The sequence below is a fragment of the Citrobacter sp. wls710 genome (genome assembly GCF_005281115.1).
GTDB classification, from domain to species: domain Bacteria; phylum Pseudomonadota; class Gammaproteobacteria; order Enterobacterales; family Enterobacteriaceae; genus Citrobacter; species Citrobacter werkmanii.
Genome location: NZ_SZXD01000034.1, coordinates 84,754 through 102,383, shown reverse-complemented (window position 1 = coordinate 102,383; position 17,630 = coordinate 84,754). Strand labels below are relative to the sequence as shown.

The 17,630-nt window shown below is 51.9% G+C and carries 19 protein-coding genes; 6 read left to right on the top strand and 13 right to left on the bottom strand.

What is annotated here, in order from left to right:
* The first annotated feature begins 140 nt into the window (after window positions 1–140).
* The 5 genes from anmK to pdxY all read left to right on the top strand — a co-directional run bounded on the left by anmK (window position 141) and on the right by pdxY (window position 4,721).
* Window positions 141–1,262 carry an anhydro-N-acetylmuramic acid kinase gene (gene anmK, locus FDX14_RS15775; RefSeq protein WP_079224337.1) on the top strand — a complete coding sequence of 374 codons (1,122 nt, stop codon included), beginning with the start codon at window positions 141–143 and terminating at the stop codon, window positions 1,260–1,262.
* Between the two features lie 93 nt (window positions 1,263–1,355).
* The gene (gene mliC / locus FDX14_RS15770) at window positions 1,356–1,679 is read left to right on the top strand and encodes a C-type lysozyme inhibitor (RefSeq protein ID WP_042308632.1); all 324 of its coding nucleotides are present in this window, start codon (window positions 1,356–1,358) and stop codon (window positions 1,677–1,679) included.
* Window positions 1,680–1,738: 59 nt separating this feature from the next.
* Window positions 1,739–2,395, top strand: a complete 657-nt coding sequence (gene pdxH, locus FDX14_RS15765; protein ID WP_038640396.1) for a pyridoxamine 5'-phosphate oxidase — start codon at window positions 1,739–1,741, stop codon at window positions 2,393–2,395.
* Between the two features lie 126 nt (window positions 2,396–2,521).
* On the top strand, window positions 2,522–3,796 hold the full coding sequence (tyrS, locus tag FDX14_RS15760; RefSeq protein ID WP_038640399.1) for a tyrosine--tRNA ligase: 1,275 nt from the start codon (window positions 2,522–2,524) through the stop codon (window positions 3,794–3,796).
* Window positions 3,797–3,860: 64 nt separating this feature from the next.
* Window positions 3,861–4,721, top strand: a complete 861-nt coding sequence (pdxY, locus tag FDX14_RS15755) for a pyridoxal kinase PdxY (protein WP_061381401.1) — start codon at window positions 3,861–3,863, stop codon at window positions 4,719–4,721.
* A 73-nt stretch (window positions 4,722–4,794) separates the two neighbouring features.
* On the opposite strand, the gene gstA is transcribed toward pdxY, so the two are convergent.
* The 12 genes from gstA to blr form a co-directional block, all read right to left on the bottom strand.
* Entirely contained in the window at window positions 4,795–5,400 is a 606-nt protein-coding gene (gene gstA / locus FDX14_RS15750) for a glutathione transferase GstA (protein ID WP_042308627.1), read from the bottom strand.
* Between the two features lie 104 nt (window positions 5,401–5,504).
* On the bottom strand, window positions 5,505–7,010 hold the full coding sequence (gene dtpA, locus FDX14_RS15745) for a dipeptide/tripeptide permease DtpA (RefSeq protein ID WP_042308624.1): 1,506 nt from the start codon (window positions 7,008–7,010) through the stop codon (window positions 5,505–5,507).
* 613 nt (window positions 7,011–7,623) lie between these two features.
* Window positions 7,624–8,259, bottom strand: coding sequence for an endonuclease III (nth, locus tag FDX14_RS15740; protein ID WP_038640407.1), 636 nt, complete (start codon window positions 8,257–8,259; stop codon window positions 7,624–7,626).
* Window positions 8,259–8,951, bottom strand: coding sequence for an electron transport complex subunit E (locus tag FDX14_RS15735; RefSeq protein ID WP_038640410.1), 693 nt, complete (start codon window positions 8,949–8,951; stop codon window positions 8,259–8,261). Before FDX14_RS15735 ends, nth begins: the two co-directional genes overlap by 1 nt.
* 3 nt (window positions 8,952–8,954) lie before the next feature.
* Window positions 8,955–9,575, bottom strand: coding sequence for an electron transport complex subunit RsxG (rsxG, locus tag FDX14_RS15730; protein WP_061381400.1), 621 nt, complete (start codon window positions 9,573–9,575; stop codon window positions 8,955–8,957).
* A 9-nt stretch (window positions 9,576–9,584) separates the two neighbouring features.
* A complete protein-coding gene (gene rsxD / locus FDX14_RS15725) occupies window positions 9,585–10,637 on the bottom strand; it encodes an electron transport complex subunit RsxD (protein ID WP_137349811.1) in 1,053 nt (350 codons plus the stop codon).
* Window positions 10,638–12,755 (bottom strand): electron transport complex subunit RsxC, encoded by a 2,118-nt coding sequence (gene rsxC / locus FDX14_RS15720; RefSeq protein ID WP_137349810.1) that lies wholly within the window; start codon window positions 12,753–12,755, stop codon window positions 10,638–10,640.
* The gene (gene rsxB / locus FDX14_RS15715) at window positions 12,748–13,326 is read right to left on the bottom strand and encodes an electron transport complex subunit RsxB (protein ID WP_032943340.1); all 579 of its coding nucleotides are present in this window, start codon (window positions 13,324–13,326) and stop codon (window positions 12,748–12,750) included. The genes rsxC and rsxB overlap by 8 nt, the downstream gene beginning before the upstream one ends.
* Window positions 13,326–13,907, bottom strand: coding sequence for an electron transport complex subunit RsxA (gene rsxA, locus FDX14_RS15710; RefSeq protein WP_003029144.1), 582 nt, complete (start codon window positions 13,905–13,907; stop codon window positions 13,326–13,328). The genes rsxB and rsxA overlap by 1 nt, the downstream gene beginning before the upstream one ends.
* Before the next feature lie 76 nt (window positions 13,908–13,983).
* Window positions 13,984–14,424: a DUF2569 domain-containing protein gene (locus FDX14_RS15705; RefSeq protein ID WP_061381397.1), complete on the bottom strand. Its 441-nt coding sequence runs from the start codon at window positions 14,422–14,424 to the stop codon at window positions 13,984–13,986.
* 91 nt (window positions 14,425–14,515) lie between these two features.
* Window positions 14,516–14,731, bottom strand: coding sequence for a transcription modulator YdgT (ydgT, locus tag FDX14_RS15700; RefSeq protein WP_008784684.1), 216 nt, complete (start codon window positions 14,729–14,731; stop codon window positions 14,516–14,518).
* A 291-nt stretch (window positions 14,732–15,022) separates the two neighbouring features.
* Complete coding sequence (gene blr, locus FDX14_RS15695; RefSeq protein ID WP_038643149.1) at window positions 15,023–15,148, bottom strand: division septum protein Blr; 126 nt, start codon at window positions 15,146–15,148, stop codon at window positions 15,023–15,025.
* 240 nt (window positions 15,149–15,388) lie between these two features.
* Between blr and FDX14_RS15690 the strand changes: the two genes are divergently transcribed.
* Entirely contained in the window at window positions 15,389–16,429 is a 1,041-nt protein-coding gene (locus tag FDX14_RS15690; RefSeq protein WP_042308603.1) for an oxidoreductase, read from the top strand.
* 76 nt (window positions 16,430–16,505) lie between these two features.
* Here FDX14_RS15690 and add read toward each other — a convergent pair whose 3' ends face one another.
* Window positions 16,506–17,507, bottom strand: a complete 1,002-nt coding sequence (add, locus tag FDX14_RS15685; RefSeq protein ID WP_042308602.1) for an adenosine deaminase — start codon at window positions 17,505–17,507, stop codon at window positions 16,506–16,508.
* Window positions 17,508–17,630 lie beyond the last annotated feature (123 nt).

Here is a 17,630-nt window from a genome sequence, read left to right as displayed (position 1 = left end):
GTATAAACGAATCATTCATATAATTGATGTAATTAAGCGACCATTGACATGATTTCCTCTCAAAAATCATTCAGGAAGCATGGCATTAGTCTGCACTTTATGGTTGAGTGTCAAGGCTAATTTGCTTAAAAGGATGACGTATGAAATCGGGCCGTTTTATCGGTGTTATGTCTGGAACCAGCCTTGATGGCGTCGATGTTGTGCTGGCGACAATAGATGAAACGATGGTTGCACAGCAGGCGAGTCTGACCTGGCCTATCCCCATTCATGTAAAACAGGCGATTCTTGATATCTGCCAGGGGCAGCAGCTTACGCTTTCTCAGTTTGGACAACTGGACGCGCAACTGGGTTATCTTTTTGCCGAGGCGGTAAATGCGCTGCTGGCGAAGGAAAAATTGAAACCGCAGGATATCGTAGCGATTGGTTGCCACGGACAAACCGTGTGGCATGAACCGAACGGCGCTGCGCCGCACACGCTACAAATTGGGGATAACAATCAGATTGTCGCGCGTACCGGGATAACCGTCGTCGGCGATTTTCGTCGGCGTGATATCGCGCTCGGTGGGCAGGGCGCGCCGTTAGTTCCTGCGTTTCATCAGGCACTGTTGGCCCATCCTACGGAACGGCGGATGGTGCTGAACATCGGCGGAATTGCCAATTTATCTCTGCTTATTCCGCAACAACCCGTTCGCGGATACGACACCGGGCCGGGCAATATGCTGATGGATGCTTGGATCTGGCGACAATGCGGCCAACCCTACGACAAAGATGCACAGTGGGCCATTTCAGGAACGGTGGTCCTGCCGTTACTGCAAAACATGCTTAACGACCCTTATTTTTCCGCGCCAGCGCCCAAAAGCACAGGCCGTGAGTATTTCAATTACGGCTGGATAGAGCGTCATCTGGCGCAGTTCCCGGGAATTAGCCCACGAGATGTACAGGCGACGCTTGCCGAACTGACGGCAGTCACCATTTCAGAGCAGGTCTTGTTAAGCGGCGGCTGTGATCGACTCATGGTATGTGGCGGTGGAAGTCGTAATCCGCTGCTGATGATGCGTCTGGCAGCATTATTACCAGGTACCGAAGTCACCTCTACCGATGACGCCGGGATTAGCGGCGACGATATGGAAGCGTTAGCCTTTGCCTGGCTGGCGTGGCGAACGCTGGCCGGATTACCGGGAAATTTACCTTCTGTGACCGGCGCGTCAGAGCCGAGCGTGTTAGGGGCGATTTATCCTGCCAATCCACGAACTCAGAGTTAACTGAAATTATTCAGCGCGGTATGCCGGTAAACTAGGGATATTAGGGAGGGTGCCATTACCCTCCAGGACCAGGAAAGTCTTCAGGATAGGGCTATGAAAAAACTGTTGTTAGTATGTCTGCCGGTACTGCTTAGCGGGTGCAGCGTGTACAACCAATTTGTTGAACGTATGCAAACCGACACGCTCGAATACCGTTGTGACGAAAAACCGCTTACCGTGAAGCTGAACAATACGCGCCAGGAAGTGAACTTTGTTTATGATAATCAGCTATTGAACCTCAAACAGGGCATCTCGGCATCGGGGGCGCGCTATACGGATGGTATCTACGTCTTCTGGTCTAAAGGCGACGAGGCAACGGTCTATAAACGAGACAGAATTGTGCTAAATAACTGTCAGTTACAGAACCCGAAGCGTTGAGATTTTCACCTGGGCGGCGCACAATAGCGTCACCCACTGACAATCCGTAGCCTAACATCATGTCTGACAACGACGAATTGCAGCAAATCGCGCATCTGCGCCGTGAATACACGAAAGGCGGTCTTCGCCGCCATGATCTTCCCGCCGAACCCCTTGCGCTGTTTGAGCGTTGGCTGGGGCAAGCTTGCGATGCCAAACTGGCAGACCCTACTGCTATGGTTGTTGCGACCGTCGATGAAAATGGTCAGCCGTATCAGCGCATCGTGTTGCTCAAACATTATGATGACAAAGGGCTGGTTTTCTATACCAACCTCGGTAGCCGCAAGGCGCACCAAATCGAGAAAAATCCCCGTATCAGCCTGTTGTTCCCATGGCATACCCTGGAACGGCAGGTGATGGTGATCGGCAAGGCTGAGCGTTTATCCACGCTCGAAGTCGTGAAATACTTCCACAGTCGCCCACGCGACAGCCAGATTGGCGCTTGGGTATCTAAACAGTCCAGCCGGATCTCCGCTCGCGGCATTCTTGAAAGCAAATTCCTTGAGCTGAAGCAGAAGTTTCAGCAAGGGGAAGTTCCGTTACCCAGTTTCTGGGGCGGCTTTCGCGTGAGTATTGAACAAATGGAGTTTTGGCAGGGCGGCGAAAATCGTCTGCACGATCGTTTTTTATACCAACGTGAAGATAACGCGTGGAAAATTGATCGTCTGGCCCCCTAAAGATGCAAAATTCTTGTTTTAAGCGCTGGTGCTGATCAATCCGGCGCTTTATTCTATGTTTCTTTCGCATCAGGCGAAAAGTCGTGTACCGGCAAAGGTGCAGTCGTTTTATACATGGAGATTTTGATGGCAAGCAGTAACTTGATTAAACAATTGCAAGAGCGGGGGCTGGTGGCCCAGGTGACGGACGAGGAAGCGTTAGCAGAGCGACTGGCGCAAGGCCCGATCGCGCTCTATTGCGGCTTCGATCCTACCGCTGACAGCTTGCATTTGGGGCATCTGGTTCCATTGTTATGCCTGAAACGCTTCCAGCAGGCAGGCCATAAGCCCGTTGCACTGGTAGGTGGCGCGACCGGTCTGATTGGTGACCCGAGCTTTAAAGCTGCCGAGCGTAAACTGAATACCGAAGACACCGTGCAGGAGTGGGTGGATAAAATCCGCAAGCAGGTTGCACCGTTCCTCGATTTCGACTGTGGCGACAACTCGGCGATTGCTGCGAACAACTACGACTGGTTTGGCGGTATGAATGTGCTGACTTTCCTGCGTGATATCGGCAAACACTTCTCTGTTAACCAGATGATCAACAAAGAAGCGGTAAAGCAACGTCTGAACCGTGACGATCAGGGGATCTCCTTTACCGAGTTTTCTTACAATCTGCTGCAGGGCTATGACTTTGCCTGCCTGAATAAACTGCACGGCGTGACGCTGCAGATTGGTGGTTCTGACCAGTGGGGTAACATTACCTCCGGTATCGATTTGACCCGTCGTCTGCACCAGAATCAGGTATTTGGTTTGACCGTTCCGCTGATCACCAAAGCGGATGGCACTAAATTCGGTAAGACCGAAGGCGGCGCAGTGTGGCTGGATCCGAAGAAAACCAGTCCGTACAAATTCTACCAGTTCTGGATCAACACCGCTGATGCGGACGTTTATCGCTTCCTGAAATTCTTCACGTTCATGGACATTGAAGAGATCAATGCGCTGGAAGAAGAAGATAAGAACAGTGGTAAAGCCCCGCGCGCCCAGTATGTACTGGCTGAGCAGGTCACGCGTCTGGTTCACGGTGAAGAAGGTCTGGTTGCGGCAAAACGCATTACCGAAAGCTTGTTCAACGGCAACCTGAGCGATTTGAGCGAAGCGGATTTCGAACAACTGGCGCAGGATGGCGTGCCGATGATTGAGATGGAGAAAGGTGCGGATCTGATGCAGGCGCTGGTGGATTCCGAACTGCAACCGTCTCGCGGCCAGGCGCGTAAGACCATTGCGTCTAACGCGGTGACCATCAACGGTGAGAAGCAATCCGATCCAGAATATTTCTTCCAGGAGAGCGATATCCTCTTCGGGCGCTACACGTTACTGCGTCGTGGCAAGAAGAACTATTGTCTGATTTGCTGGAAGTAAGATTTAGTTAGCAGGGGCGTGGGAAACTACGCCCCTTTATTTTTTCAGGGTTGTGATAAGTAAAATGAAAAATATCCTCGCCATCCAGTCCCACGTTGTTTTTGGTCATGCGGGCAACAGCGCGGCAGAATTTCCGATGCGTCGTCTTGGCGCAAATGTCTGGCCGCTGAATACCGTGCAGTTTTCTAACCACACGCAGTACGGCAAATGGACCGGTTGCGTTATGCCGCCGACTCATCTGACTGAAATCGTGCAGGGTATTGCCGATATCGATAAACTCCAGACCTGTGATGCAGTACTGAGCGGCTATCTTGGCTCGGCCGAGCAGGGTGAGCATATTCTGGGTATTGTGCGCCAAGTGAAAGCGGCCAATCCGCGGGCAAAATACTTTTGTGACCCCGTGATGGGGCATCCGGAGAAAGGGTGTATCGTCGCGCCGGGCGTGGCGGAATTTCATGTGCGTCATGCGCTTCCGGCCAGCGACATTATTGCCCCGAACCTGGTTGAGCTCGAAATTCTGTGCGAACATGCGGTTCACAATGTGACTGAAGCGGTGATGGCTGCCCGTGAGCTGATCGCCCAGGGGCCAGAAATTGTGCTGGTGAAGCATCTGGCCCGCGCAGGTATTAGCACCGATCGTTTCGAGATGCTGTTGGTCACTGCGCAACAGGCGTGGCATATCAGCCGCCCATTAGTCGATTTTGGCGCGCGTCAGCCGGTTGGCGTGGGTGACGTTACCAGCGGCTTGCTGCTGGTGAAACTGCTCCAGGGCGCGTCTTTACAGCAGGCGCTTGAGCATGTGACTGCGGCAGTATATGAAGTGATGATCGCCACCAAAGAAATGCATGAGTATGAGTTGCAGGTGGTGGCCGCTCAGGATCGTATCGCGAAGCCTGAACACTACTTTAGCGCGACGCAGTTGTAATCAATGCCCGATGGCGCTCACGCTTATCGGGTATACAGGCCGGGTAAACGCAAGCGCTACCCGGCAACACCAATTAATTCAACCCTTCAGCCTTCAACGCTGCGGCAACCGCCGGGCGTTCAGCCATACGCGCCATATACGCCTCGATATGGCTTAATCCTGCCATATTCAGCTTAACCGCATAAGCCCAACGCAGCACGGTGAACAGATAAGCGTCTGCAATGCTAAAGCGTGGGCCGCAGATCCATTGCTCATCTTTCAGCGATTCATTCACGTACTGCATTTTTTTCTCCAGCTGCGCGCGAACGGTTGGCTTGAAGTCTTCCGGTGTATCAGGACGGAACAGCGGGGTAAAACCTTTATGCAGTTCTGTCGCAATGTAATTAAGCCATTCGATGGTTTTGTAACGGGATAGGCTGCTGGTAGGGGCGAGGAGGTGGCGGTCTGGCACTGTGTCCGCCAGGTATTGCATGATAGCGACGCCTTCGGTTAGTAATGTACCATCGTCCAGCAGCAGCGCGGGAACTTGTCCTTTTGGGTTTACCGCGAAAAAATCATCGCCGTTTTCCAGACGTTTCTTCATCAAATCGACACCATCCAGCGTGAAATCTTTACCGCTCTCACGAAGTGTGATGTGGGAAGCGAGAGAACAAGCGCCCGGTTTGTAGAACAGTTTCATCGGTAACTCCTTTTGGCTGAGGTTTATCGTATGGTAGTGCTACCTCTGGCAAAAAAAAAGCCGCTAACAACAGTTAGCGGCCTGAAAATGAGTTTCCCTGAGAATTACGCTGTCGCGGCCTTAGAGGCTTTCTCATTAGCGTCATCGTCCTGAGTCATACGATTCAGTTTCGGCGCCGTCAGCAGCATCAGAACAGCGATAACCGCCGTTGCAACACCAATCTGCAGGAACACACGACCGTAGACTTCCAGAGACATCAGCGGGTCAGTCACGTTTTCTGGAACTGCCATCATGTTGGCGACGTAACCGCCGATGATGTTTGCACCGGCAGTGGTCAGGAACCAGCTACCCATGATGAAGCCCATCAGACGTTGCGGAACCAGCTGCGCCACCATGGCCAGACCCAGACCGGAAATCATCAGCTCACCGATACTTTGCAGACCGTAGCAAATGATCAGCCAGTTAACGGAAACGATGCCCGCATCGGTGGCGAATTTCGCACCCAGCGGCAGGATCAGGAACGCACCGGAGCACAGCACCATACCAATCGCGAACTTGGTCGGCATCGGCAGCGTATCACCCATCTTGTTATAGATAGCGGCGAGGATTGGGCTACCAATGATGATCCAGAACGGGTTCAGCGCCTGGTACTGCTCAGGTTCAAAAGCAATACCCAGAATAGAGTGTTCAACGTTACGAATCGCGAAGAAGTTCAGTGAGGTCGGCATCTGGCTGTACAGCACGAAGAAGATAATCGCTTCCAGCATCAGAATGAAGGCGACGATCATTTTACGACGCGCAGCACCATGCATGGTGAAGGCTTCTTTACCGAAGATAAATACGATACCAATGGCAATCACACCCAGAACCATACGGGCGATTTCCTGGTTGTGCAGCAGCCAGGTCGCAATCGCAATCAGAACCACAACGCCAGCGATGGTCAGCAACAGGTTACGGAAGTTGATCGGCTCAAAGTCAGGTTTAGAACCGTACTGTTTAACCCAGCGCTGACAGAATGCGAAGTTAACCACGGTGATCAGCATACCTACGACGCTCAGTGCGAACGCGGTGCTCCAGCCGTAACGCGCAGCTAACCATGGCGTTGCCAGCATAGAGAAGAATGAACCGATGTTGACGGACATGTAGTACATGGTAAATGCACCATCAAGACGCGGGTCATCTTTTGCATAGCAGGTAGAGAGCAGGGAGGATGGGTTGGCTTTAAACAGGCCGTTACCGACCGCGATGGCCGCCATGCCCATATAAACAATACCAGCATCGTGACCGGACCATGCAACCAGCGCATAACCGATGGCCAGAACAATGGCGCCCAGCATAATGACACGTTTTGTTCCCAGAACTTTATCGCCTAACCAGCCGCCGATGGCAACCAGACCATACACCAGTGCGCTAAAGGACGAGAAAAGGGTGATGGAATCCGCTTCTGACATACCCAGTTGCTTAACCAGGTAGACGGCCATAATCCCTTGCAGGCCGTAATAACCAAAACGTTCCCACAGCTCTATCGAGAAAATGAGATAGAACGCTTTCGGTTGTTTGAAGGCGTTTAAACTAACGCTTTCTGTTGGTTTATTGTTTGCAGTAGACACTTTTACCTCTTTTTTTACATCCCATATCAACGGGGGTGTTCAGGTACGTGATGAATCAAGTTCATCCGTCCGATTGTTATAGTGGGAGGGGAAACGGCAAGTAATGTTCACTATCTTGACCATTCAGACAAGTGGTTTGTAATAATCTGTTACATATATCCTGGGTGGTGAAATCATCGGTACAGAGAAATGTTATCTAGCGTTAAATTTCTTCATTTGAAAAATCGCAGATTTTTACACTGTTTAAGCAACCCAAAAACCGCAATGCGGCGATATGTTCTGCTATTTACGGTTGAATCCAGTGATATAGGCCATTATCTGAAAAATAGCCAGTGTAATGTTTTGTTTATAAACTGTTCAGTAAGGTCATCTGATTGTCACTTTAACTAAAAAATAAAAATTATTTAACATTGTGTTGTCTGAGTGATCTGCATCACGTATAGATAGAAATTTCTATTACTAAAAAAACGATTAACCTGCTCAGGTGTTTATACGCAAGAATAATGCGTTAGATATGCGCAGTTGAATGGCATCATCGACGGGAAAAAATTGTTTAGGGAGTGCATAACTAATCGTTATGTGTCAAAGGGGCAAAGAGAACGCCCCATCAGTATCAGATATCAACTTTCTCTTTGAATTCGCAGAGATCTTCGATGATGCAAGAACCGCAGCGCGGTTTTCTCGCAATACAGGTGTAGCGGCCATGAAGGATTAACCAGTGATGGCAATCGACTTTAAATTCACTCGGTACGACTTTCAGTAATTTTTCCTCTACCTGCTCGACGTTTTTGCCTGGCGCAAATTGCGTGCGATTACAGACGCGAAAAATATGGGTATCTACCGCAATGGTAGGCCAGCCAAAGGCGGTATTTAACACCACATTGGCTGTTTTTCGCCCAACACCGGGCAGGGCTTCTAATGCGGCCCGGTCTTCTGGCACTTCACCATTATGTTTTTCCAGCAGAATGCGGCAGGTTTTGATCACGTTCTCCGCTTTACTGTTGAACAACCCGATTGTCTTGATGTAGGACTTAACCCCGTCTACGCCGAGCTCCAGCATAGCGGCAGGGGTATTGGCGACAGGGTACAGCTTAGCCGTGGCTTTATTGACGCTGACATCGGTGGCCTGCGCGGAGAGCAAGACCGAAATCAGCAGTTCGAACGGCGATGTAAAATTCAGTTCAGTTGTCGGATGCGGATTGTTATCACGCAGGCGTGTCAGTATTTCCAGCCGTTTTGCTTTGTTCATTACACATTCCCTGTTTCACCAACCGGACTGTCTGCGACAGCCGCTTCGGCACGACGTTTCTTCATTTTCTCATCAATCAGATATTTCACCGCCAGCATCAGGCCCAGGCCAATGAACGCGCCCGGTGGCAGCATAGCCAGCAGAAACGGCGTGTCGGTATGGAAGATCTCTACACGTAGTACCTTAGCCCAACTGCCAAGTAAACCGTCTGCGCCATCAAATAGCGTACCGTTACCAATTATTTCACGTAGCGAACCCAGAACAAACATGGCGCCAGTTGCGCCCATACCGATAGAGAAACCATCAAGGGCGGATAATGCCGGGCCTTTTTTAGCCGCGAAGGCTTCAGCACGACCAACAACAATACAGTTAGTCACAATCAGTGGGATAAAGATGCCAAGAGACTGATACAGACCAAAAGCGTAAGCATTAATCAGCATCTGTACCGCACTCACAACGGAAGCGATGATCATGACATAAATCGGAATACGAATTTCAGAGGGCGTCCAGCGACGCAGGGCTGAAATGGTCAGGTTGGTCAGCGTCAGGACGAGCGTAGTCGCCAGTCCCAGGCCTAACGCATTGGTGGCGGTAGAAGTTACCGCCAGCAGCGGGCACATGCCAAGTAACTGCACAAGCGCGGAGTTATTTTTCCATAACCCCTGGACAATGACATCTTTGATTTCGCTCATGGTTTATTCTCCACAGGCGCTAAGTTGAGGGAGTTGTGCAGGCAGTGACTGGGCATACAGCCCCGCACGTTTCACCGCATTAACAACCGCACGGGGCGTAATGGTTGCGCCAGTAAACTGGTCGAAGTCGCCGCCATCTTTCTTCACTGCCCAGTGGGCATCGTTACCCGCGCCGATCGTTTTGCCGCTAAAGTGGGTGATCCAGTCAGACAGACGCAGTTCGATTTTATCGCCCAGCCCCGGTGTTTCATGATGTTCAGTCACGCGTGTGCCCAATACGGTACCTGTGAAATCCACACCAACCAATAGCTGAATAGCGCCGGAATAACCATCTGGGGCAGTGGCTTCGAGAATTGCCGCGACAGGTCGATCGTCCTGGCGCGCGATATATACACGGTGAGTCCCTTTACCTAACGCCTGCGCATTCACCAGATAGCAACTCTCAGACAACGCGTTATTGTAGCGATCGCCAGGCAGAACCTGATCAAACAATACTTTTTGCTGCAACGCCGCTTGTTCATCGATAGTGGATTTGGTTAATTGATTGATTGCCGCGGTTAACCCCGTAGATCCGGCGGCAAACAGCGCCAGAGTAATACCGTGTTTACGAATCGTTTTCAGCATATGTTGTCCTTAGCGATGTCCGTACACGCGAGGGCGGGTGTAATAATCAATCAGGGGAACCGTAATATTTGCCAGCAACACGGCAAAGGCCACGCCATCGGGATAGCCACCAAAACTGCGGATTAACCACACTAACAAACCGGCAAGTGCGCCAAAAATCAGGCGACCACGGTTGGTGGTCGATGCCGTAACGGGATCGGTAAGAATAAAGAAAGCGCCGAGCATCGTCGCGCCAGAAAGTAGATGTAACTGAGGCGATGCCAGCGACTCTGGCGAGAAAATCCAGCCTAAAGTAGCGCAAATAGCGAGCGACAGCAGGAAACTAACCGGGATATGCCAGCGAATCGCTTTTTGCCATAACAGCACAATGCCGCCAGCCAACCAGGCAAGGTTAACCCACTGCCATCCGGCGCCCGCGAGCATGCCGCTGTAAATCGGGTACTGCATTACCTGTTCAACCGTTCGTCCCGCATGCAGAGAAGTCTTGAAGGTATCAAGGGGGGTAGCCTGGCTGATGCCGTCGATTCCCATACGGAGCGCGTTCATATCGTTGCCGCCAGCGGTATGTCCGGTAAAGATTACGTTCAGAGCGTCAAAGAATCCGGGTACCGTGGCTGCAATTTCCTGCGGCGGCAGCCAGCTTGTCATCTGCACCGGGAATGAGATAAGCAGTACGACGTAGCCAATCATGGCGGGATTGAAAGGGTTTTGTCCGAGGCCGCCATACAGCTGTTTTGCAATGATAACGGCAAATACCGTGCCTAATACCACCATCCACCAGGGGGCCAGCGGAGGAATACTCACGGCCAGCAGCAACCCCGTAAGGAGCGCGGAGTTATCTTTTAAAATCGGCGCAATGGGTTGTTTCCGCAGTTTAAGTACGACCGCTTCGGCGCCGATAGCGCTAATGGCGGCCAGAACGATCTGTAACAACGTCCCCCAGCCAAAGAACCACAGCTGCGCGACGATTCCCGGCAATGCAGCAAGTAACACCAACATCATGATGCGTGATGTCTGACGTTGGTTATGGGTATAAGGGGAGCTTGCTATTCTGAATACCATTTATTCCTCGTTTACAACCTGCTGCTGTGCGGCTTTTTTAGCCTGGGCGCGTGCGATAGCGGCCGCGACGGCGGCTTTACGCGGATCCACCGGTTCAGCGCTTTCAGTCACCGGTTGCTGCTCAAGCTTACGGGCTTTGGCGCGGGCGATTGCCGCTTCGACGGCGGCTTTGCGCGGATCCACCGGTTCAGCGGTTTCAGTCACCGCCTGCTGCTCAAGCTTACGGGCTTTGGCGCGGGCGATTGCCGCTTCGACGGCCGCTTTGCGCGGATCCACCGGTTCTGCTGTTTCCGTTACCGACTGCTGCTCAAGCTTACGGGCTTTGGCGCGGGCGATAGCCGCTTCGACTGCCGCTTTACGTGGGTCAACCGGTTCAGCGGTTTCAGTAACCGGCTGTTGCTCAAGTTTACGGGCCTTGGCGCGGGCGATAGCCGCTTCAACGGCGGCTTTACGCGGGTCGGTACCCGCGCTGCTGTCTTCAATTTTGTTTGAATTTTCCGCTCGGGCCGCACGAGCCTGTGCTTTACGCGCCTCGCGAGCGGCAATCACTGCGCTATTGTCAGGTTTTTCGCCAGCCTGAATAACAACCGGTTGCATTGCCTGAGCCTGTTTCTCTTTTACGCGAGCCAGCGCGGCGGCGATGGCATCATGATCTTTAGCCGCAGGCTGTACGGCAGCGCTTTTGTGGCGTTCAAGACGTGCGGCTTTTTCACGCTCAAGTCGCGCCTGTCGGGCTTCAAAACGTGCTTTGGCTTCTGCGGCGCGTTTTTCTTCCTGGCTAATAGCATAAATCTCGGCCTTTTCCTGGCGGAAATACTGCACCAGCGGAATGTTGCTCGGGCATACCCATGCGCAAGCGCCGCATTCGATACAGTCTGCAATATTGTGAGTTGTGGCTTTATCGTGCTGCTGCCCTTTACTGAACCAGTAGAGTTGCTGCGGCAGAAGATCGGCCGGGCAGGCATCGGCGCAGGCGCTACAGCGAATGCAACCTTTCTCCTCCGGCGTTTCACCCATTTCACTGGCAGAGGGGGCCAGAAGGCAGTTGGTTATCTTCACCACCGGTACATCCAGCCACGGCAGCGTAAACCCCATCAGCGGCCCGCCCATAATCACCATCTGGTCGGCGGAAGGGCAGAAACCCGCGTCGCTGAGCAGATGACGAACCGGCGTCCCTAATCGCGCCCAGACGTTGCCCGGACGGCTGACGGCTTCGCCTGTAAGCGTCACAACACGCTCGGTAATGGGTTCGCCGTCAATGACCGCGCGTTTGATTGCGTAGGCGGTCCCGACGTTTTGCATCAGCACGCCAATATCTGAGGAGCGTCCGCCATGGGGGACCTGTTTGCCGGTCAGAATTTGTGTTAACTGTTTGGCGCCGCCTGACGGGTACTTTGTCGGGATCACGCGTAAGCTGATATCGTGCGAATCGGCCAGCACCGCACGCAGCATGGAAATTGCCTGCGGTTTGTTATCTTCTATTCCCAGCAGGATCTCACGCGGCTGAAGAATGTGCGCGAGGATGCGGATACCTTCGACGACCTGAGCCGCGCAGTCCTGCATCAGACGGTCATCCGCCGTAATGTACGGCTCGCATTCTGCGGCGTTGATGATCAGCGTTTCAATTTTATCGCCGCCGCCCTGTAGCTTAACCCCGGTTGGGAAACCTGCGCCGCCCAGACCGGCGACGCCGTACTGATGAATACGTGCAATAAGCTCTTCCCGACTACGGGAACGGTAATCGGCCCAGCCATCACGCTCAATCCAGCGGTCTTCGCCATCGGCATCAATGATGACGCTTAGCTCGGCTAATGCCGAAGGGTGTGCGGTGGAGTGCGGCGCAATAGCAACAATAGTGCCTGACGTTGGCGCATGTACCGGCAGCATTTTGCCACGCCCGATGGTTAACGCCTGGCCACGCAGGACGGTGTCGCCCACGTTGACACACAGTTCACCTTCCGCGCCAATATGTTGTTTCAGGGGAATAACGAAGCGCGGCGCCAGCGGAACCTGCCGCAGCGGCGTACCGTTTGACTGGGTCTTCATTTCTGGTGGATGAATGCCGCCATCAAAATCCCAGATTTTGTTTTTTCTGAATGCAGAGAATAACTTAAACATGTTGTTCCACAGGAATGATGCGCACAGGGATAGTGTTTAAATCCCATTTCCAGCTATCGGGCGTCTCAGCCACCGGGCGTAATTCGATACATTGCGTTGGACATGGGTCAACGCACAGGTTGCAGCCGGTGCAGAGATCGCTCATCACTGTGTGCATGGCGCGGGTCGCACCCACAATGGCATCGACCGGACAGGCCTGAATGCATTTTGTGCAACCAATACAATTATTTTCATCAATGACTGCCAGCATTCGCACGGGCGTAACATCTTGTTCATCACCATCAATCGGCTGCGGGTCGACGTTCAACAGGGCAGCGATTTTTAACATCACCGCTTCACCACCGGGCGCGCAACGATTGATTTTTTCACCCTGCGAGCCGATCGCTTCAGCATAGGGATGACAGCCCGGATAGCCGCACTGCCCACACTGGCTTTGCGGGAGAATTTCATCAATTTTCTCCACGACCGGATCATCCTCAACGGCAAAACGTCGCGAGGCGTAACCCAAAATAGCGCCGAACGCCAGACCCAGCAGACTCACTGCGGCAACGGCAATCCAGATAGCATTCATTACAACTTCACCAAACCACTAAAGCCCATAAAGGCCAATGACATTAAACCGGCGGTAATCAGCGCAATCGCATTACCGCGAAACGGAGCAGGGACGTCTGCCACAGCGAGACGTTCGCGAATAGCGGCAAACAGTACCATTACCAGTGAGAAGCCGACGGCGGCGGAAAAGCCGTATAGCGCCGACTGTAAGAAGTTATGGCCGAGGTTAATATTCAGCAACGCTACCCCCAACACCGCACAGTTTGTGGTGATCAGCGGTAAGAAGATCCCCAACAGGCGGTATAGCGCAGGGCTGGTTTTACGGACCACCATCTCGGTAAATTGCACGACGACGGCGATGACCAGAATAAAAGCTAGCGTGCGCAGATAGATGAGATTGAGCGGAATGAGGATCCAGGTATCAATCAACCATGCGCAAATGGAGGCCAGCGTCATGACAAACGTCGTGGCAAGGCCCATACCCATTGCGGTTTCCAGTTTTTTGGAAACGCCCATAAACGGGCAGAGCCCCAGAAACTTAACCAGTACAAAGTTGTTGACCAGTACAGTTCCGACAAACAGCAGCAGGTAATCAGTCATTTTTCGGCCTGAAATAAAAAAGCCGCCTATTATCTGACAATCTACAACAGGCGACAACAGGTTAACTGTAGGGTTATTACGGTTTCACAAACGTCGACTTAACGCGCTGTGAGCGCTTGAAATAGGGCACCAGCAGTGCTGCTGCTAACAAAGGGAACAGCAGTTGGCGCACGGCAAAGGCGTCCGGGACGGGTGAAAAAGCAAACGCTTTAATCGCCAGCAACACGGAGATCAGCAGCCATAAAATATAGTGCTTCGGCACGCAGGATCTGCGTTTGAAAAACGCAATCGTCAGCCATAACGTGTAATACCACATGGCGATAGCCGTAATAAAAGAGACGCCCCATAACAACAAATTGGTCGTACTTTGCTCACCAAGCGTTTGGAAGGTTTGCGGTGTGGCTAGCGCAGTGACGTAAAGTAACAACGCCAGCGAAGCACTCAACAACGCAACTAACAGCCAGGCCAATGGCCCAAGTAGCCAGCCTCCGATACGTTGTGCCGGTGTGGTAGTCATCTCTTCTCCAGGTTTACGCGCGCGATCAAACATGCCATTCATTTTGGGGCAATTATTATAAAGCTTTTAACGTTGAGCGCTACTTTCTTCTTTATTGCACGTAATGCCAGACTGATTTAGGTACCTGACCGACGTCAAACAGACGACCGCCGGAGATGAGCTCCGCACGACGGTGGTCTGCTGCACGGTACATATTGATAATGTCGTTATCATCGGTGAGCGTGTAGTTAAGATGATCGAATAGTTTTTCCAGACTTTCGAGTGAACTAATTTTACGGAATTTTAATAAGTAATCCTGAACAGTCATAAAGAGCGATCCATATATAAAATAATACCAACGGAGTAGTAAATATTAAGAAATAAACAATGTGCACAGGTAAAAGCGGGTTTGCGCGCAAATGTAAGAAGAGTATGCATACCTGTGAAAAAGCAGGCGCTATGTACGCCTGCGGCAAGGTTAGCGCGCTTCGCGATCGCAGGCAATACGCGCGGGAGCGGGATGCGGCATAATTCGCTTTTTTTGACAGAATTGGATCTTTTACAGCCGGACCCAGCAATGCGTGAAGGTGAATTGCTGGGCGAAAAAGGCCGATGACGCTTATTTTTTCTGCACTGCTGCAATTGGTTCCGGTGGCTGGTAATTGTCAATATGATTGGCAATACCCAGCAGGATCACGGAGACCGCAAGAACAATCCAACCTGCTAACTCAATAAGACGATTCATTACTGATGACATTTGCTTTGATTTATCCATAAACACAGGCTGCAAATGTTACTAATCTCTCCATAATACAGCAAGAAGATTGGGAACGATTTCAGCCACTTTTTCGCGGCAAATTCAGCTTAAAAAGCATATGTTTGACTTAAGTTAATAAACAACCTTTGTAGCGCAAAGGTTATTAAACTATTGAGACGTTGCAATGTATGGTGTGAAATAGGTCAGTCTGAATTGAGAGGCAATAACATGAGTGACAACATCCGCGTTGGGCTAATCGGCTATGGTTACGCCAGTAAAACCTTCCATGCCCCCCTGATTGTGGGCACACCGGGCCTGGAACTGGCTGTGGTGTCCAGTAGTGATGAAGCAAAAGTGAAGGCCGACTGGCCTACAGTGACGGTTGTTGCTGAACCGAAGCACCTTTTTAACGATCCTAATATTGACCTGATTGTGATCCCTACGCCAAATGACACGCACTTCCCGTTAGCGAAGGCTGCACTGGAAGCGGGTAAACATGTGGTTGTTGATAAACCTTTCACCGTGACACTGTCACAAGCTCGTGAGCTGGATGCACTTGCGCGTAGTCTGGGACGCGTACTCTCTGTTTTCCATAACCGGCGCTGGGACAGTGATTTTCTGACCTTGAAAGCGTTATTGGCGGATGGTGTTTTGGGCGAAGTTGCCTATTTTGAATCCCACTTCGATCGTTTCCGCCCACAGGTTCGTGACCGTTGGCGTGAACAAGGCGGTCCGGGAAGCGGTATTTGGTATGATTTAGCGCCACATCTTTTGGATCAGGCGATTAATCTGTTTGGTTTGCCGGTCAGTATGACTGTGGATCTGGCGCAACTGCGTCCGGGGGCGCAATCGACAGATTACTTCCATGCCATTCTGACGTATCCGCAGCGTCGTGTGATTTTACATGGAACCATGCTGGCGGCCGCAGAATCGGCCCGCTATATCGTGCACGGCTCACGTGGGAGCTACGTCAAGTATGGTCTTGATCCACAGGAAGAACGTCTGAAAAATGGTGAGCGTCTGCCTCAGGAAGACTGGGGTTACGACATGCGCGATGGTGTATTGACGCGAGTTGAAGGCGATGAGCGGGTTGAAGAGACCTGGCTGACCGTGCCGGGCAATTACCCGGCGTACTATGCAGGCATCCGTGATGCGCTGAACGGTAACGGTGAAAACCCGGTCCCGGCGAGACAAGCTATCCAGATTATGGAGCTGATTGAGCTTGGTATTGAGTCCGCGAAACACCGCTCTACGCTATGCCTTGCCTGATAAGACACATGCCGGATGGCGATGCCCTGGCATCTTATCCGGCCCACAATGCAACGCCACGTAGGCCGGATAAGCGTTACGCTGCGGCGACTTTCTCGCGCAGCGTACGTTTCTCTTCGTTACTCAGGAATGCCATTTCCAGACCATTGATTTGTGCCTGGCGGATCTGTTCGCGAGTTAAACCTGCGGCAGGCGCGGCAATAGTGTACTCGTGAATAATATCGACACCCTGAACTGCCGGGTCGTCCGTATTCAGACTGGCCACAACGCCATGTTCAAGGAATGTTTTCAGCGGATGGGTCGCCAGCGCAGCGACGGTGCTGGTCTGAATGTTCGATGTCAGGCAAGATTCAATGCCGATACGATGCTCGGCGAGGTAATCCATCAACGCACGATCTTCGACCGCTTTAACACCATGACCAATGCGTTCAGCGCCCAATTCTTTAATGGCCTGCCAGATACTTTCTGGTCCCGCGGCTTCGCCGGCATGGACGGTGATATGCCAGCCTGCATCGCGTGCCTGGTTGAAGTGTGACAGGAACAAACTACCCGGGAAGCCCAGTTCGTCACCGGCCAAATCCAGCGCAGTAATATGATCACGGTGTGCTAACAGCGCATCAAGTTCCTGCAGGCAGGCGGCTTCGCCGAAGGTACGACTCATAATGCCAATTAAACGCGCTTCAACGCCAAAGGCTTTGCAGCCTTCGCGCACGCCTGCAATTACGGCTTCAACCACGCCTGCTACAGGGAGTTGGTGGGCCATTGCCATATAGCCTGGGGAAAAACGTAGTTCAACATAGTGCAGGCCGTTGCGTGCGGCATCTTCAATATTTTCAAACGCGACGCGGCGGCAGGCGTCCAGCGAGGCCAGAACCTTTACGCCCCAGTCCAGTTTGGATAAAAAGCTGACCAAATCAGGCTCGGTTGACGTCACTTGCACATGAGGAATCAACGTTTCCAGCGTCTGTGCCGGGAGGGTTAAATTAAACTGGCGACCCAGATCGAGGATCGTTTGGGCACGGATGTTACCATCAAGGTGGCGATGGACGTCGGTTAAGGGGAGAGAAGTATCAATCATGGTCGCACTCGTATTTTTAGGTAAAGTGCAGGGCATTATACAACAGAATCATAATTCTCTAAAAACTTTGAATAAAGTGCGCCAACACTTTGTAAAAGTGGAACATTGTGGACATATATTTCA

What these genes read in the sequence shown, in the direction of transcription:
- rsxA (WP_003029144.1), bottom strand. Translation starts at nt 13,907, where the DNA reads ATGACTGATTACCTGCTGCTGTTTGTCGGAACTGTACTGGTCAACAAC.
- nth (WP_038640407.1), bottom strand. Translation starts at nt 8,259, where the DNA reads ATGAACAAAGCAAAACGGCTGGAAATACTGACACGCCTGCGTGATAAC.
- FDX14_RS15690 (WP_042308603.1), top strand. Translation starts at nt 15,389, where the DNA reads ATGAGTGACAACATCCGCGTTGGGCTAATCGGCTATGGTTACGCCAGT.
- gstA (WP_042308627.1), bottom strand. Translation starts at nt 5,400, where the DNA reads ATGAAACTGTTCTACAAACCGGGCGCTTGTTCTCTCGCTTCCCACATC.
- rsxG (WP_061381400.1), bottom strand. Translation starts at nt 9,575, where the DNA reads ATGCTGAAAACGATTCGTAAACACGGTATTACTCTGGCGCTGTTTGCC.
- pdxY (WP_061381401.1), top strand. Translation starts at nt 3,861, where the DNA reads ATGAAAAATATCCTCGCCATCCAGTCCCACGTTGTTTTTGGTCATGCG.
- rsxD (WP_137349811.1), bottom strand. Translation starts at nt 10,637, where the DNA reads ATGGTATTCAGAATAGCAAGCTCCCCTTATACCCATAACCAACGTCAG.
- rsxB (WP_032943340.1), bottom strand. Translation starts at nt 13,326, where the DNA reads ATGAATGCTATCTGGATTGCCGTTGCCGCAGTGAGTCTGCTGGGTCTG.
- blr (WP_038643149.1), bottom strand. Translation starts at nt 15,148, where the DNA reads ATGAATCGTCTTATTGAGTTAGCAGGTTGGATTGTTCTTGCGGTCTCC.
- ydgT (WP_008784684.1), bottom strand. Translation starts at nt 14,731, where the DNA reads ATGACTGTTCAGGATTACTTATTAAAATTCCGTAAAATTAGTTCACTC.
- rsxC (WP_137349810.1), bottom strand. Translation starts at nt 12,755, where the DNA reads ATGTTTAAGTTATTCTCTGCATTCAGAAAAAACAAAATCTGGGATTTT.
- pdxH (WP_038640396.1), top strand. Translation starts at nt 1,739, where the DNA reads ATGTCTGACAACGACGAATTGCAGCAAATCGCGCATCTGCGCCGTGAA.
- add (WP_042308602.1), bottom strand. Translation starts at nt 17,507, where the DNA reads ATGATTGATACTTCTCTCCCCTTAACCGACGTCCATCGCCACCTTGAT.
- tyrS (WP_038640399.1), top strand. Translation starts at nt 2,522, where the DNA reads ATGGCAAGCAGTAACTTGATTAAACAATTGCAAGAGCGGGGGCTGGTG.
- FDX14_RS15705 (WP_061381397.1), bottom strand. Translation starts at nt 14,424, where the DNA reads ATGACTACCACACCGGCACAACGTATCGGAGGCTGGCTACTTGGGCCA.
- FDX14_RS15735 (WP_038640410.1), bottom strand. Translation starts at nt 8,951, where the DNA reads ATGAGCGAAATCAAAGATGTCATTGTCCAGGGGTTATGGAAAAATAAC.
- anmK (WP_079224337.1), top strand. Translation starts at nt 141, where the DNA reads ATGAAATCGGGCCGTTTTATCGGTGTTATGTCTGGAACCAGCCTTGAT.
- mliC (WP_042308632.1), top strand. Translation starts at nt 1,356, where the DNA reads ATGAAAAAACTGTTGTTAGTATGTCTGCCGGTACTGCTTAGCGGGTGC.